Genomic DNA, 12,985 nt, shown 5'->3' with positions numbered 1-12,985 from the left:
AACACTCTCGGTGACGCGATCTATTCGCATATCCGGGGCCAGAACATCGGAAGGGTGGACGTGTCAGAACCAGCTTCGATTTCCACGAGCATTGCCGGGCGTTATGCCACGGCGGTCTACGAGATTGCCAAGGACGGCAAAGCGGTAAAGGCCCTGGAGGCCGATCTTGAAGCATTGCAATCCGCCTTGGGCGACAGCGACGATTTTCGGGCCCTGATCCATTCACCGATATATTCCCGCGAGGAGCAAGGCGCTGCAATCTCTGCGATCGCCAAGAAGATGAAGCTGTCGGAGACGTTTTCCAACACGCTTTCGCTCATGGCGCAGAAGCGTCGCCTCTTTGTGCTTCCACAGCTGGTCACCGCTCTTCGCGATATTATCGCCGCCGAAAAAGGCGAAGTAACCGCGGATGTCGTCTCGGCCAAGGCACTGACGAAAACACAGGCCGACAAGCTGGCCAAGACGCTCAAAGCCTCCACAGGTAAAACCGTAACACTCAATGCGACCGTTGATGAAAGCCTCATCGGCGGTCTTGTTGTCAAAGTTGGTTCGCGCATGATCGACACGTCGATCCGCTCGAAACTGAATTCCCTCCAGAATGCAATGAAAGAGGTCGGATAAATGGGTATCCAAGCAGCAGAGATTTCTGCGATCCTGAAGGACCAGATCAAGAATTTCGGTCAAGAAGCCGAAGTGGCCGAGGTGGGCCGCGTGCTCTCCGTCGGTGACGGTATCGCCCGCGTATATGGTCTGGACAATGTTCAGGCCGGTGAAATGGTCGAATTCCCCGGTGGCATTCAGGGCATGGCGCTGAACCTTGAATCCGACAACGTCGGTGTGGTGATCTTTGGCTCTGACCGCGACATTAAAGAAGGCGACACGGTCAAGCGCACGAACTCCATCGTGTCCGTGCCAACAGGTGACGAACTGCTGGGTCGCGTTGTGGATGGTCTGGGCAATCCGATTGATGGCAAAGGCCCGATCGGTGCCAAGAAAACCGGCGTTGCCGACGTCAAAGCGCCGGGCATCATCCCGCGCAAGTCGGTACATGAACCCATGGCGACCGGCCTGAAGGCCGTCGACTCTATGATCCCCATCGGTCGTGGTCAGCGCGAACTGATCATCGGTGACCGTCAAACCGGCAAAACAGCTGTGGCGCTTGACGCGATCCTGAACCAGAAGTCTGTGAACGATGCGGCGGGTGACGACGAGGGCAAGAAGCTCTACTGCGTCTATGTTGCGATCGGTCAGAAGCGTTCGACCGTGGCACAGCTTGTGAAGAAGCTCGAAGAGACAGGCGCGATCGAATATTCCATCGTTGTGGCCGCGACCGCTTCTGAGCCTGCGCCGATGCAGTTCCTGGCACCTTACTCCGCGACCGCGATGGCCGAGCATTTCCGCGACAATGGCCGCCACGCGCTGATCATCTATGATGACCTTTCCAAACAGGCGGTTTCCTACCGTCAGATGTCCCTGCTGCTGCGCCGTCCACCCGGACGCGAAGCTTACCCGGGCGACGTTTTCTACCTCCACTCCCGCCTTCTGGAACGTTCCGCGAAGCTGGGTGACGACGCGGGCAACGGCTCTCTGACAGCTCTGCCGATCATCGAAACCCAAGGTGGCGACGTGTCGGCCTTTATTCCGACCAACGTGATCTCGATCACCGACGGTCAGATCTTCCTTGAAACCGAGCTTTTCTATCAGGGCATCCGCCCTGCGGTGAACACCGGTCTGTCGGTCTCCCGCGTGGGGTCTTCGGCGCAAACCAAGGCGATGTCTTCGGTGGCGGGTCCGGTGAAACTGTCCCTCGCGCAATACCGCGAAATGGCGGCCTTCGCTCAGTTCGGCTCTGACCTTGACGCTTCCACCCAGCAGTTGCTGGCCCGGGGTGCGCGTCTGACCGAGCTGATGAAGCAACCGCAGTATTCGCCGCTGACAAACGCCGAAATCGTCTGCGTCATCTTCGCGGGCACCAACGGCTACCTTGACAAGGTCGACGTAAAAGAAGTCGGTCGTTTCGAGGCGGGCATGCTGGCGCATCTGCGCGCCAAACATCAGGCTCTGCTGGACGACATCACCAACAACGACCGCAAGGTGAAAGACGATCTGGCCGATAGCATCAAGGCTGCTCTCGACGAATTTGCCGCTGATTTCGCTTAAGAGGTAGGCCCATGCCCAGTCTTAAGGACCTAAAAAACAGGATCGAGTCGGTCAAATCGACCCGCAAGATCACCAAAGCGATGCAAATGGTTGCAGCTGCAAAGCTGCGCCGCGCGCAGGAAGCTGCGGAACAGTCGCGTCCCTACACCGAACGGTTCAATGCCGTGATGGCAGGGCTCGCGGCTTCCGTCGGCGGTTCAGATTCTGCGCCGAAACTGCTGTCCGGAACGGGTAGTGATCAGGTGCAGCTACTGATCGTGATGACCTCCGAACGAGGTCTGTGCGGCGGTTTCAACTCCAATATCGCGAAACTCGCGCGTACCCATGCGACCAAACTGATGGCCGAAGGCAAAGAGGTGAAAATCCTCACGGTCGGCAAGAAAGGCCGCGATCAGATGAAGCGTGACTATGGCCAATACTACATCGGCCATGTTGATCTCACCGAAGTGAAGCGCATCGGTTATACAGACGCTCAAAGCATCGCCAAGGATGTGTTGGGTCGGTTTGATGCGGATGAGTTCGATGTGGCCACACTCTTCTACTCGAAGTTTGTGAACGTGGTCAGCCAAATCCCGACTGCGCAGCAGATCATTCCGGCGTCTTTCGAGGCGGAGGAAGGCGACGAGGCCTCGACGCTTTTTGACTATGAGCCGTCAGAAGAAGCAATCCTTGCGGATTTGCTGCCCCGCGGTGTTGCCACGCAGATCTTTGCAGGCCTGCTTGAGAACGGCGCATCGGAACAGGGTGCGCGCATGTCGGCGATGGACAACGCGACGCGCAATGCGGGCGAGATGATCGATAAACTGACCATCGAGTTCAACCGCTCCCGTCAGGCTGTCATCACAAACGAGCTGATCGAAATTATTTCCGGCGCGGAAGCGCTGTAGAACAAACCGGAGAAACGACATGGCAAATGCAGTCGGCAAACTTACACAGGTCATCGGCGCGGTCGTTGACGTTCAATTTGAGGATCACCTGCCGGAGATTCTGAACGCGCTTGAAACAGACAACAACGGCAACCGTCTGATCCTTGAGGTCGCACAGCACCTCGGCGAGAATACAGTGCGCGCCATCGCGATGGACTCCACCGAAGGCCTCGTGCGCGGTCAGAAAGTGACCGACACGGACGGTCCGATTTCGATCCCGGTGGGTAACGCCACCCTGGGCCGGATCATGAACGTTGTGGGCGAGCCTGTTGACGAAAAGGGCCCGGTAAACGCGTCTGAAAAACGTTCGATCCACCAGGATGCGCCGGAGTTTGCGGAACAATCCACAACCTCCGAAGTGTTGGAAACCGGGATCAAGGTGATCGACCTGCTGGCTCCCTACGCCAAGGGTGGTAAAATTGGCCTCTTCGGCGGTGCGGGCGTTGGTAAGACCGTTCTCATCATGGAACTGATCAACAACATCGCCAAGGTGCACTCGGGCTTCTCCGTGTTCGCGGGTGTGGGCGAGCGGACCCGTGAAGGCAACGACCTTTATCACGAGATGATCGAATCCAACGTGATCGACCCCGAGAACCTGGAGAATTCCCAGGTGGCCCTCGTATACGGTCAGATGAACGAACCTCCCGGAGCGCGGATGCGTGTGGCTCTGACCGGTCTGACGCTGGCCGAACAGTTCCGCGATCAGTCCGGTACTGACGTTCTGTTCTTCGTGGACAACATCTTCCGCTTCACGCAGGCAGGTTCCGAGGTTTCCGCTCTGCTCGGCCGTATTCCTTCTGCTGTGGGCTATCAGCCGACGCTGGCCACCGACATGGGCCAGATGCAAGAGCGCATCACCTCTACCAAGGCCGGTTCGATCACCTCCGTGCAGGCCGTTTACGTGCCCGCGGATGACCTTACCGACCCTGCACCTGCGACCTCCTTTGCGCACCTTGACGCGACAACCGTTCTGTCGCGTGCCATCTCCGAGCTCGGTATCTACCCGGCCGTTGACCCGCTCGACTCCACGTCGCGCCTGATGGACCCGGCCGTTGTTGGCGAGGAGCACTACCAGGTTGCCCGTGACGTTCAGGGTATCCTGCAACGCTACAAGTCGCTTCAGGATATCATCGCGATCCTCGGCATGGACGAACTCAGCGAAGAGGACAAGCTGACCGTGGCCCGTGCTCGGAAAATCCAGCGTTTCCTGTCGCAGCCCTTCGACGTGGCGAAGGTCTTCACCGGGTCCGACGGTGTGCAGGTGCCGCTGGCCGACACCATCGAAAGCTTCAAAGCAGTTGTGGCTGGCGAATACGACCACCTGCCGGAAGGTGCCTTCTACATGGTGGGTGGCATCGACGAAGTGAAAGCGAAAGCTGAAAAAATGGCGGCTGACGCTGCTTAAGGAGCCGGATTGATGGCAGATACGACGCAATTTGACCTGGTTTCGCCCGAGCGGCGGCTTGCCTCTGCGCAGGTCGTATCGGTTCAGATTCCAGGCGCTGACGGGGATATGACCGCAATGGCAGGCCACGCGCCGACCATTACAACGCTGCGCCCCGGGCTGCTCACGGCAGAGGGTCCTGACGGGACAACGCAATACGTCGTGACGGGCGGTTTTGCGGAAATCACCGCGACGGGTGTTTCAGTGCTGGCTGAACGTGCGATGCCGCGTGATGAAGTTTCCGCAGATGTACATGCAGAGCTCGTCAAAGAGGCGGAAGAAGCGCACGCAAAGGCCAAGGAGGTTTTTGTGAATGAGCCCGGGCCCGTTGACGATGCGGCGAAACTGCTCGCGGACATGGTGGCAGTGGGCGATCACATCGGTCTCTGACGTCGAGCAACCCATTCCAGACAATCAAGAAGGCCTCGCCAATCGCGGGGCCTTTTTTGATTTGGCGGTCTAGATCGGGGCAACCTGTTCTTGGCGGGCAAGCCATAGCTTGCGTTGTCAGCTACGTCTCAGATCAGCGTAAGAGCGGGCTGCCAAAGCTTACTCGGCTGCGTACATACCATCGTATATCGGGCTCAACGTGTCTGCTTCAAACAAAGAAGACACAGAAGTACCGCTCCAGATATTCAGTATCGCTTGTGCGAAGACCGGTGCCGTCGGCACGATGCGGATGTTTGACGCGGCCTTCACCGGTTCCGTCGCGGCGATGGAATCGGTGATCACCAATGATTTCATCACTGAGCTGGTGACCCGCTCCACGGCCGGTCCGGACAGCACGCCGTGGGTGATGTAGGAGTGCACTTCCTTCGCGCCTTTCGCCAGCAAGACCTCGGCTGCTTTGCATAGGGTGCCAGCCGTATCGCAAATATCGTCGACAATCAGGCAGGTTTTACCCGTCACATCGCCGATCACTGTCATTTCTGCAACTTCACCGGGCTTTTCGCGGCGTTTATCCACAATGGCGAGCGGAGAATTGATCCGCTTGGCCAGCTCACGCGCCCGGGCGACACCGCCCACATCCGGTGATACCACCATCAGCTCCCCCATCCGGTCCTTGAAGGTCGTCTTGATGTCCAATGCGAAGATCGGGGACGCATAGAGGTTGTCCACAGGGATATCAAAGAAGCCCTGAATCTGTGCGGCGTGCAAATCCATCGTCAGAACTCGCTCAATGCCGGTTCCAACCAGCATGTTGGCCACTAGCTTTGCCGTGATCGGCGTGCGCGCCTTGGTACGGCGGTCTTGTCGGGCATAGCCGAAGTAAGGCAGTACGGCCGTGACACGTGCAGCTGACGATCGCCGCAGGGCGTCTGCCATGATCAGCAATTCCATCAAGTTGTCATTCGCGGGGTTGGAGGTCGACTGAAGGATGAACATGTCCTCACCCCGCACGTTCTCGAAAACCTCAACAAAAATTTCGCCGTCGTTAAACCGCTCGACCCTCGCATCGACCAGTTGGGTCTGAATGCCACGGTGCATCGACATGCGGCGCGCGATGGCTTTGGCTAGCGGCATATTGGCATTGCCAGAGATCAGCTTGGGTTCTTGGACGTGGGGCATGGGGGAGGTTTCCAGGAGCAGCAACAGGGAAATGTGACAGATTCGTGATGTTGACTTCACCTAACACGGCCTTACCAATCGGCAAAGAACCACGCGCCCTCAAGGAGCCCTAAAATGGCACATATTGATCTCTTTTTTTCTACCATTTCTCCCTATGCCTACCTGGCCGGGAATCGTGTTGAAGAGGTCGCCGCGAAACATGGCGCGACGATCACGTACAAACCTCTGGACATCATGGCGCTGTTTTCGCGTACAGGGGGCACGCCCCCCAAGGATCGCCACCCCAACCGCATCGAATACCGTGCGCTGGATTTGGTGCGTCAGGCAGCCCTGCTGGAATTGCCGCTCAATCTGCAACCGGCGCATTGGCCGACCAACGCGGCTCCCTCGTCTTATGCATTTATCGCCGCACAGAATGCGGGGGGTGGTGATCTTGGCAAACTGATGTTTGCCATCTGCCGTTCTGTCTGGTCGGACGAGAAGGATATTGCCGAGGACAGTGTTGTGAGGGGGTGTCTTGAGGAGGCCGGGTTTGACCCATCATTGGCGGACAGCGGATTGCTTGTAGGTGCGGAAACCTATGCCGCCAACCTCGAAGAAGCGGTGGACAAGGGCGTGTTTGGCTCACCCTTCTATGTGACCGATGCCGGCCAGCGGTTCTGGGGCCAGGATCGCATCGACAACCTGGAGGCTCATCTCGCCGGGAAGGTATGACCAAGGAGTTTCGCCCGCATGTTCGTTATTTCGGACATGGACCCCGTGCCGCGCTGGCCATTCATTGCACCCTCGGGCATTCCGGTGCCTGGCGCGGCGTTGGTGACGCCTTGGGCGATCGTTTGAGGCTTATTGCCATTGATTTGCCCGGGCATGGGAAAAGCGCGCGATGGGACGGTGAAAACGACCTGCACCAGCTTTGTACCGATGCCGCGTTAAGCCAATTGCCCGAGCCGATGGATGTCATTGGGCATTCGTTCGGAGCAACAATCGCCCTTCGCCTGGCCGTTGAGCATCCGCATCTTGTGCGCAGCCTCGCGCTCATCGAGCCGGTCTTCATGGCCGCAGCGATCGCCGACGCGCCAGAGCGTGTCAAAGCACATGAGGTGGAGGCCGAACCCTATTTCACAGCCTTGCAAAGCGGAGACGAGATGCGCGCCGCACGTCTATTCAACCGGTTTTGGGGAGACGGCACGAAATGGGACGATATTCCCTGCATAACCCGTCAGTACATGGCCGACCGGATGCATCTGGTGCCGGGGCAGTCACCCGCGATCATCGATGATGAACCCGGATTGCTCGCAAAGGGTGCCCTTGGCAGGGCGCATATGCCTTGCCTGTTGATCCAGGGCGAGCACACGGCTGACGTGATAGATGCGATTCATCAAAGCGCTCGCAGCGCGCCTGCCAAACGCGCGGCGTGTCACCATATCAGGCGCCGGGCACATGTCGCCCATTAGCCATCCGGCAGCGGTGGCTGCGGAAATTGCCGAGCTCCTAGAAGTGACTTAGAAACTGGTTTATCTGGTCTGTTGTGATCGACCAGTCACAGACAAAACGCGCCGCCAGCATTTCATCAGGATCGTCACCTTCCAGAGTACATCCCCACATATAATAGACGGCCCCTGCCTGATGCAGACGTTGGTGCAGATGACGCGGGAAGCGCGCAAAAATCATGTTGGCTTGCGGCGGGTGAAGAAATTCAGCCCCTTTTTGCTGCAAGCCCTTGGCGAGATGGGCGCAATTCTCATTCGCAGCCCTGGCCGTTTGAAGCCAGGTTCCGCCCTCAAGATAACCTGCCATTTGCGCCGACAGATAGCGATGTTTGGAAAAGAGGTGGGCACCGCGTTTACGCCGCAACTCGAATTCCCAGGCTTTCTCGGGATCGAAGAGAACAACCGCTTCGACGCCAAGACACCCATTCTTTGTGCCGCCAAAGCTCACGGCATCGACGCCTGCTTTCCAGGTCATTTCCGCCGCAGAACACCCCAGGGCGACAAGGGCGTTGGCGAACCTCGCCCCATCAAGATGCACCGGCAGATCATATGATTTGGCGACCTCGGTCAGCGCGTTCAGTTCTTCCAGCGAATAGAGGCTGCCGCGCTCCGTCACCTGGGTAATGGAGACGGGTCCGCGTTGCGGTCCATGAACCCCGCGGGTGTTTTCCATCTCAATCCGCGCGCGCAGCGCGTCCGCCGTCATCTTGTCGCCGCCGGAGACAAGGCTGAGTTTCGCACCGCTATAGAATTCGGGCGCGTTGCACTCGTCTTCCTGAATATGCGCCACTTCTGAACAAAAGATCGTTTCCCATGGTTTGCAAAGGCAGGCGAGTGCCAGAACATTCGCCGCCGTTCCGGTCGAGACCAGATAGACGGCGGCTTCGGGCGCCTCAAAGATCTCGCGTATCTTGCCGCGCACCTCATCCATGATGGGATCGGCCCCGTAGGGCATCGCGTATCCGTCATTTGCATCCATCACCCGCTGCATGACCTTCGGGTGTGCGGCTCCTGCATTGTCAGACGCAAAAAACATCAGGTCGGCTCCTCAATAACATGGTCTTCCCATTCATCTTCCGGGATATCGAATTCGCTTAATGTCCAGCCCTGCACCGAAACGCCAGCGTCATGAACCGACTGTGACGTGCCGCTGATCAACGGGTGCCAATCGGGCAGGGGGTCGCCCTGCCATAACAACCGATAGGCGCAGGTTTCGGGCATCCAATAGGCATGGCGGTCCAGATTGTCTGGTTTCAACACGATGCAATCCGGCACGAACTGATGCCGGTTTTCATAATGCGCGCAGCGACAGGTGGAATCGTCCAGCAGGCGACAGGCGATCCGGGTCAGGGCGACCGCGCCGCTGTCCTCATCTTCCAGTTTGTTGAGGCAACATTTGCCACAGCCGTCACAAAGAGATTCCCATTCCCTCTGGCTCAGCTTGCCAAGGGGCTTGCGTTCCCAAAACCGATCCGCAAGGCCATTTCGGTCAATTGGGTCAGTCACAGCGCGCTCAAAATCTGGCGTGCCGTGGCACTGTCGGCGTCCATCTGTGTAATCAGGGCGTCAAGGCTGTCAAAGGTCTCTTCTGGTCGGAGGTGTTCTACCAGACCAACCGAAAGTTGTGCGCCGTAGATGTCGCCCTGGAAATCAAAAATGAAGGTCTCAAGATTGGGTCGGTTTTCACCAAACATCGGGCGCACACCCATTGATGCCACGCCCTGGTAGCTGCCGGTATGTGGCCCATCGAGAACATCGACGAGAACCGCATAGACACCGAACGCCGGAGGATGCAGCCCGTCTATGGACATATTCGCTGTCGGGTATCCAAGTTCACGTCCCCGTTGTTCGCCCCCGATGACCGGCCCTTCGATGCGGTGCCAATGTCCCAACATGCTGGCGGCCAACCTGGGGTCGCCGACGCTCAGCGCCTTCCGGATGGCGGTGGAGGAAATTGTTTTATCGGATTGCGCAATCAGCGGGGCAATCGTGACGCCAAAGCCCATGGTTTGACCAAAGGCAAGCAGGTCGGTGGCTGTGCCTGCACGACCCTTTCCAAAACAAAAATCCGCGCCAACGATGACATGCCGCAGCCCGAACCCATCAGCAATGACCCGTTGAGCAAACTCCTCCGGTGCCAGCGCCGCGAGCGCTGCGTTAAAATTCAACTCGTAAAGCCGCTCAACGCCGAGTTTTTCAAGGCGACTGGCGCGCGCCTCCCGGCTCATTAGGCGAAAGGGGGGGGAGGATGGTGCGAAGTAAACGCGGGGGTGCGGCTCAAAGGTGACAACACCTAGCGGTGCTGCGGGTTCGGCTGAGCGGGCGATGTCGATAACTGACTGATGCCCCAGATGCACGCCGTCAAAATTGCCGATCGCCGCGCTGGCACTGCGGTCGTCTGGCGCAACAAACTGGTAGTCACGGATGGTTCTCATGCGCCTTGGGTAAACACACCACGCAAGACACGCAAGCCGGTCTGCGCACGGGCATTATCCCGATTGCAAATGCCGGGTCAGTCGAATTTGCGCGATGGGGCCATAACCATCGCTTCGCCGATCAGGACTTTCTTGCCATCAACCGAACAATGACACTCCAGCTTCACACGACGCTTGGCCATTTCGATATCAATGACCTTCACTTCGGCATAAACCAGATCACCGGGTCGCACGGGCGCCAGAAATTTGAGTGACTGGCCCATGTAGACCGTGCCATGCCCCGGCAGCTGTTCGCCGATGACCGCGGAGATAAGCCCGGCTGTCAGCATGCCATGCGCGATACGTCCTTCGAAGATCGTATCGCGCGCATAGTCATCATCCAGATGCACCGGGTTCCGGTCTGTCGAGATCTGGGCGAACATCTCGATATCCTCATCGGTGATTACTTTCTGCAAATGGCGGGACATGCCCATTTCGATGTCTTCGATGCAAATCGTTCCGCGGGGCAGATTGTCCAACATGATGACCCTTCCGGTAATTTTCTGATCATTGCGGTGCAATTGTTGAAACTTAATTACTTCGCAAGCGCAGAAAAGCAAGGGGAAAATAGGTCAGCGTAGGTAACCTATTGTATAGGTTGGATTGGATATTTCCCTTTCCAGATAAGCGGTTAGCGCTTCCGGATCAGGGTCTGCACTTGTTTTTGTTTCAGACGCTGCGAGGCCACCTGAAATAAAAAGCGAATCGATGTCTTCGCCCATGGCACCTGCAATGTCCGTCAGCACCCCGTCGCCGATCGCCAGAATGCGATGATCAGGGATGTCGTTGCCAAGTGCAAAGAGCCTGCGCCGCGCCAGATCATAGATCGGTGGGTGCGGTTTGCCGAAGTACAGGCTCTCGCCACCCATCTCAGAATAAAGCTGCGCCAGAGCACCGGCACACCATTCGCGCTGTTCGCCCCGGTCCACGACGATGTCAGGGTTGGCACAAAGAAGCTTGAGCCCACGCTGCTTCGCCATCAGAAATTCCGGGCGCATGACACTGGGGTCGGCGAGGGGATCGAAGGGACCCGTGCAAACAATGCCTTCGGCATTTTCCAACGGAACGGATCGCACATTTACCGGGTCTTCAACGACCCCGATGGGTTCGAAAAACCGTTCGTCGCCCGGATATCCGATGTGCCAGACTCTTTCGCCCACGATGCCTCTGAACATGGCTGAACGCGCACTGTCACCCGAGGTGGCAATCGTGTCCCAACTGTCATCGGGCACACCGAAGGTGACCAGCTGCTTTTCAACACCTGCGCGCGGACGCGGAGAATTGGTCACCAAAACCACCTTGCCACCGGTTGCGCGGTAGGCTTGCAGCGCCGCAACAGCCTCCGGCAGCGCGGCAACGCCATTGTGCACACAGCCCCACAAATCGACGAACAGGGCGTCATACTGCGACGCGATGTCAGTCAGGTTCTTGATAATGCGTGTCATGGCTGGCGGTGTTCCTTCGTTGGCGTCAGGCAGAAGATCACCAACTTGGTTGACCTGCCCGCACATGCGCCTGCGACGGATACCGCAGGCTTTGATGCCTCAAACTTTGAGGTTCGGAATAATCTGCTTTTTGCGGCTCATAACGCCGGGAAGCACCACGGTATCTCCGCTCACCGCCACATCGAAACTCTGTTCGGCGACGGATTTTACGAGATCATTAGGGACGAGCAGCGTGGCTTCTTCGTTCAGGATGTCGACCACGAACAGCAGCACCTGATCAGCACCGTCATCGCTTGCAACGCCAGGCATTGCGGCCATCAGCGCCTCTTTGCGGTCCAGAACCATCTTGGGCGATGTTGTCTCAAGCACAGAAACCCGGAACTGTTTGCCGCTAACTTCGTATTCCTTGCTGTCCATGCGAAGCAGCTCGGCTTCGGAAAATGCAGAGACGTCGGATTTGGCCGCAAACATTTCTGACGCGTATTCGGAAATATTGATATCCAGCGCCTGCGCCAGATCCCAGGCGATCGCCTTGTCCTCATTTGTGGTCGTGGGGCTGCGGAATTCCAGCGTATCGCTGAGGATGCAAGACAGCATGGCACCCTGGATTGCACGTGGCATCTGCGCGACGTCCTTGCCAATCATTTTCCACATGATGGTGGCGGTGCAGGCCAAACGCTCGATGCGAATATCAATGGGGCCTTTCGTTTTTAAGCCGCCCACCAGGGCATGGTGGTCAATGATGCCTTTTATGTCCGCATCATTGATGTTGTCCGGCAGCTCCGCGGGGTTGTTCGTATCGACAATGACAACCGGCGTATCAGCTGCAAGGTCAGAGATAATCTCAGGTTTCTGAAGCGACCAGCGATCAAGGACGAAGAGGGCTTCGGTGTTTGGCTCGCCCAACAAGACAGGTTTGGCTTCGACACCCTTGATCTGGTTCAGATACCATGACCAGATAATGGGAGAGCCGGTGCTGTCGGTGTCAGGGGATTTGTGGCCAAAAACAAGTGTGGTCATACAAGCGGTCCTAGGAATGAGTGTGACGAATTTTGCGCCTTATAGCATGCAGATCCCGCTTGTCACGCGACCGTCGCCGCGGCGCAGAATTATAGCCCCAATTCCGCGCGCTTCTTCTTCGTTAGTCCGGCGATGACCATGTCATAAGAGGCGACGATGTGATTTTTCAATTCGTCATTTGAGAGACCGGGTGGCTCAAAATGTTGCAGCCACTTCAGCCCGCGAGAAGCAAGATAGGGGGCCGGTCTGATCCCGGGCATCTCCCGCAGAACTTCAAATGCCAAATCCGAGGCTTTAAAGGTAAAGGCGTCGGCACCCTCGCTCCAGCCGCAAATCGCAAAGACTTTTCCGCCGACCTTCCAGACGTCCGAGTTGCCCCATTGAACAACATGAGTGGCGTGCGCAAGGCCTGAACAGAACGCGTTGAATTCATTTCTCGTCATTGGAGGAGCCTAGG

Annotated in this window: 15 protein-coding genes; 7 read left to right on the top strand and 8 right to left on the bottom strand. The window is 57.5% G+C overall.

The features are described 5' to 3' along the window. The first annotated feature begins 60 nt into the window (after positions 1–60). The 5 genes from ACOTTU_RS10550 to ACOTTU_RS10530 are packed head-to-tail and all read left to right on the top strand — an operon-like array spanning position 61 to position 4,920. The gene (locus ACOTTU_RS10550) at positions 61–621 is read left to right on the top strand and encodes a F0F1 ATP synthase subunit delta (protein WP_298920654.1); all 561 of its coding nucleotides are present in this window, start codon (positions 61–63) and stop codon (positions 619–621) included. Further along, on the top strand, positions 622–2,160 hold the full coding sequence (gene atpA, locus ACOTTU_RS10545) for a F0F1 ATP synthase subunit alpha (protein WP_298920655.1): 1,539 nt from the start codon (positions 622–624) through the stop codon (positions 2,158–2,160). Positions 2,161–2,171: 11 nt separating this feature from the next. After that, entirely contained in the window at positions 2,172–3,047 is an 876-nt protein-coding gene (locus ACOTTU_RS10540) for a F0F1 ATP synthase subunit gamma (RefSeq protein WP_425657882.1), read from the top strand. 19 nt (positions 3,048–3,066) lie between these two features. Continuing rightward, positions 3,067–4,491: a F0F1 ATP synthase subunit beta gene (gene atpD / locus ACOTTU_RS10535; protein WP_298920657.1), complete on the top strand. Its 1,425-nt coding sequence runs from the start codon at positions 3,067–3,069 to the stop codon at positions 4,489–4,491. Between the two features lie 12 nt (positions 4,492–4,503). Continuing rightward, on the top strand, positions 4,504–4,920 hold the full coding sequence (locus tag ACOTTU_RS10530; protein ID WP_298920658.1) for a F0F1 ATP synthase subunit epsilon: 417 nt from the start codon (positions 4,504–4,506) through the stop codon (positions 4,918–4,920). A gap of 159 nt (positions 4,921–5,079) precedes the next feature. Here ACOTTU_RS10530 and ACOTTU_RS10525 read toward each other — a convergent pair whose 3' ends face one another. Then, the gene (locus ACOTTU_RS10525) at positions 5,080–6,099 is read right to left on the bottom strand and encodes a ribose-phosphate pyrophosphokinase (protein WP_298920659.1); all 1,020 of its coding nucleotides are present in this window, start codon (positions 6,097–6,099) and stop codon (positions 5,080–5,082) included. A gap of 114 nt (positions 6,100–6,213) precedes the next feature. Here ACOTTU_RS10525 and ACOTTU_RS10520 point away from each other — a divergent pair, with 114 nt between their 5' ends. Both ACOTTU_RS10520 and ACOTTU_RS10515 read left to right on the top strand, forming a co-directional pair. After that, complete coding sequence (locus ACOTTU_RS10520) at positions 6,214–6,813, top strand: 2-hydroxychromene-2-carboxylate isomerase (protein WP_425657879.1); 600 nt, start codon at positions 6,214–6,216, stop codon at positions 6,811–6,813. Continuing rightward, the gene (locus ACOTTU_RS10515) at positions 6,810–7,553 is read left to right on the top strand and encodes an alpha/beta fold hydrolase (protein WP_425657877.1); all 744 of its coding nucleotides are present in this window, start codon (positions 6,810–6,812) and stop codon (positions 7,551–7,553) included. Before ACOTTU_RS10520 ends, ACOTTU_RS10515 begins: the two co-directional genes overlap by 4 nt. A gap of 37 nt (positions 7,554–7,590) precedes the next feature. Here the strand turns inward: ACOTTU_RS10515 and ACOTTU_RS10510 are convergent, their stop codons facing one another. The 7 genes from ACOTTU_RS10510 to ACOTTU_RS10480 all read right to left on the bottom strand — a co-directional run bounded on the left by ACOTTU_RS10510 (position 7,591) and on the right by ACOTTU_RS10480 (position 12,971). Continuing rightward, positions 7,591–8,625, bottom strand: a complete 1,035-nt coding sequence (locus ACOTTU_RS10510) for a threonine aldolase family protein (RefSeq protein WP_425657875.1) — start codon at positions 8,623–8,625, stop codon at positions 7,591–7,593. Continuing rightward, the gene (locus ACOTTU_RS10505; protein ID WP_425657873.1) at positions 8,625–9,095 is read right to left on the bottom strand and encodes a YcgN family cysteine cluster protein; all 471 of its coding nucleotides are present in this window, start codon (positions 9,093–9,095) and stop codon (positions 8,625–8,627) included. The genes ACOTTU_RS10510 and ACOTTU_RS10505 overlap by 1 nt, the downstream gene beginning before the upstream one ends. Next, entirely contained in the window at positions 9,092–10,024 is a 933-nt protein-coding gene (locus ACOTTU_RS10500; RefSeq protein WP_425657872.1) for a bifunctional riboflavin kinase/FAD synthetase, read from the bottom strand. Before ACOTTU_RS10500 ends, ACOTTU_RS10505 begins: the two co-directional genes overlap by 4 nt. 77 nt (positions 10,025–10,101) lie before the next feature. Next, complete coding sequence (locus ACOTTU_RS10495) at positions 10,102–10,545, bottom strand: MaoC family dehydratase (protein ID WP_298920669.1); 444 nt, start codon at positions 10,543–10,545, stop codon at positions 10,102–10,104. 90 nt (positions 10,546–10,635) lie between these two features. Beyond that, positions 10,636–11,508: a TIGR01459 family HAD-type hydrolase gene (locus ACOTTU_RS10490; protein ID WP_298920670.1), complete on the bottom strand. Its 873-nt coding sequence runs from the start codon at positions 11,506–11,508 to the stop codon at positions 10,636–10,638. Between the two features lie 99 nt (positions 11,509–11,607). Continuing rightward, positions 11,608–12,528, bottom strand: coding sequence for a manganese-dependent inorganic pyrophosphatase (locus tag ACOTTU_RS10485; RefSeq protein ID WP_425657870.1), 921 nt, complete (start codon positions 12,526–12,528; stop codon positions 11,608–11,610). Between the two features lie 89 nt (positions 12,529–12,617). Further along, on the bottom strand, positions 12,618–12,971 hold the full coding sequence (locus ACOTTU_RS10480) for an MmcQ/YjbR family DNA-binding protein (RefSeq protein ID WP_425657869.1): 354 nt from the start codon (positions 12,969–12,971) through the stop codon (positions 12,618–12,620). Positions 12,972–12,985 lie beyond the last annotated feature (14 nt).

It is taken from the genome of Roseobacter sp. EG26 (genome assembly GCF_049830555.1).
Lineage (GTDB): Bacteria > Pseudomonadota > Alphaproteobacteria > Rhodobacterales > Rhodobacteraceae > Roseobacter.
This window is presented reverse-complemented; position numbering and strand designations above follow the sequence as displayed.

Bases quoted from the DNA above. Each gene is read 5' to 3' on its own strand.
- ACOTTU_RS10495 (WP_298920669.1), bottom strand. From the start codon at position 10,545: ATGTTGGACAATCTGCCCCGCGGAACGATTTGCATCGAAGACATCGAA.
- ACOTTU_RS10530 (WP_298920658.1), top strand. From the start codon at position 4,504: ATGGCAGATACGACGCAATTTGACCTGGTTTCGCCCGAGCGGCGGCTT.
- ACOTTU_RS10480 (WP_425657869.1), bottom strand. From the start codon at position 12,971: ATGACGAGAAATGAATTCAACGCGTTCTGTTCAGGCCTTGCGCACGCC.
- ACOTTU_RS10485 (WP_425657870.1), bottom strand. From the start codon at position 12,528: ATGACCACACTTGTTTTTGGCCACAAATCCCCTGACACCGACAGCACC.
- atpD (WP_298920657.1), top strand. From the start codon at position 3,067: ATGGCAAATGCAGTCGGCAAACTTACACAGGTCATCGGCGCGGTCGTT.
- ACOTTU_RS10510 (WP_425657875.1), bottom strand. From the start codon at position 8,625: ATGTTTTTTGCGTCTGACAATGCAGGAGCCGCACACCCGAAGGTCATG.
- ACOTTU_RS10525 (WP_298920659.1), bottom strand. From the start codon at position 6,099: ATGCCCCACGTCCAAGAACCCAAGCTGATCTCTGGCAATGCCAATATG.
- atpA (WP_298920655.1), top strand. From the start codon at position 622: ATGGGTATCCAAGCAGCAGAGATTTCTGCGATCCTGAAGGACCAGATC.
- ACOTTU_RS10500 (WP_425657872.1), bottom strand. From the start codon at position 10,024: ATGAGAACCATCCGTGACTACCAGTTTGTTGCGCCAGACGACCGCAGT.
- ACOTTU_RS10520 (WP_425657879.1), top strand. From the start codon at position 6,214: ATGGCACATATTGATCTCTTTTTTTCTACCATTTCTCCCTATGCCTAC.
- ACOTTU_RS10515 (WP_425657877.1), top strand. From the start codon at position 6,810: ATGACCAAGGAGTTTCGCCCGCATGTTCGTTATTTCGGACATGGACCC.
- ACOTTU_RS10490 (WP_298920670.1), bottom strand. From the start codon at position 11,508: ATGACACGCATTATCAAGAACCTGACTGACATCGCGTCGCAGTATGAC.
- ACOTTU_RS10540 (WP_425657882.1), top strand. From the start codon at position 2,172: ATGCCCAGTCTTAAGGACCTAAAAAACAGGATCGAGTCGGTCAAATCG.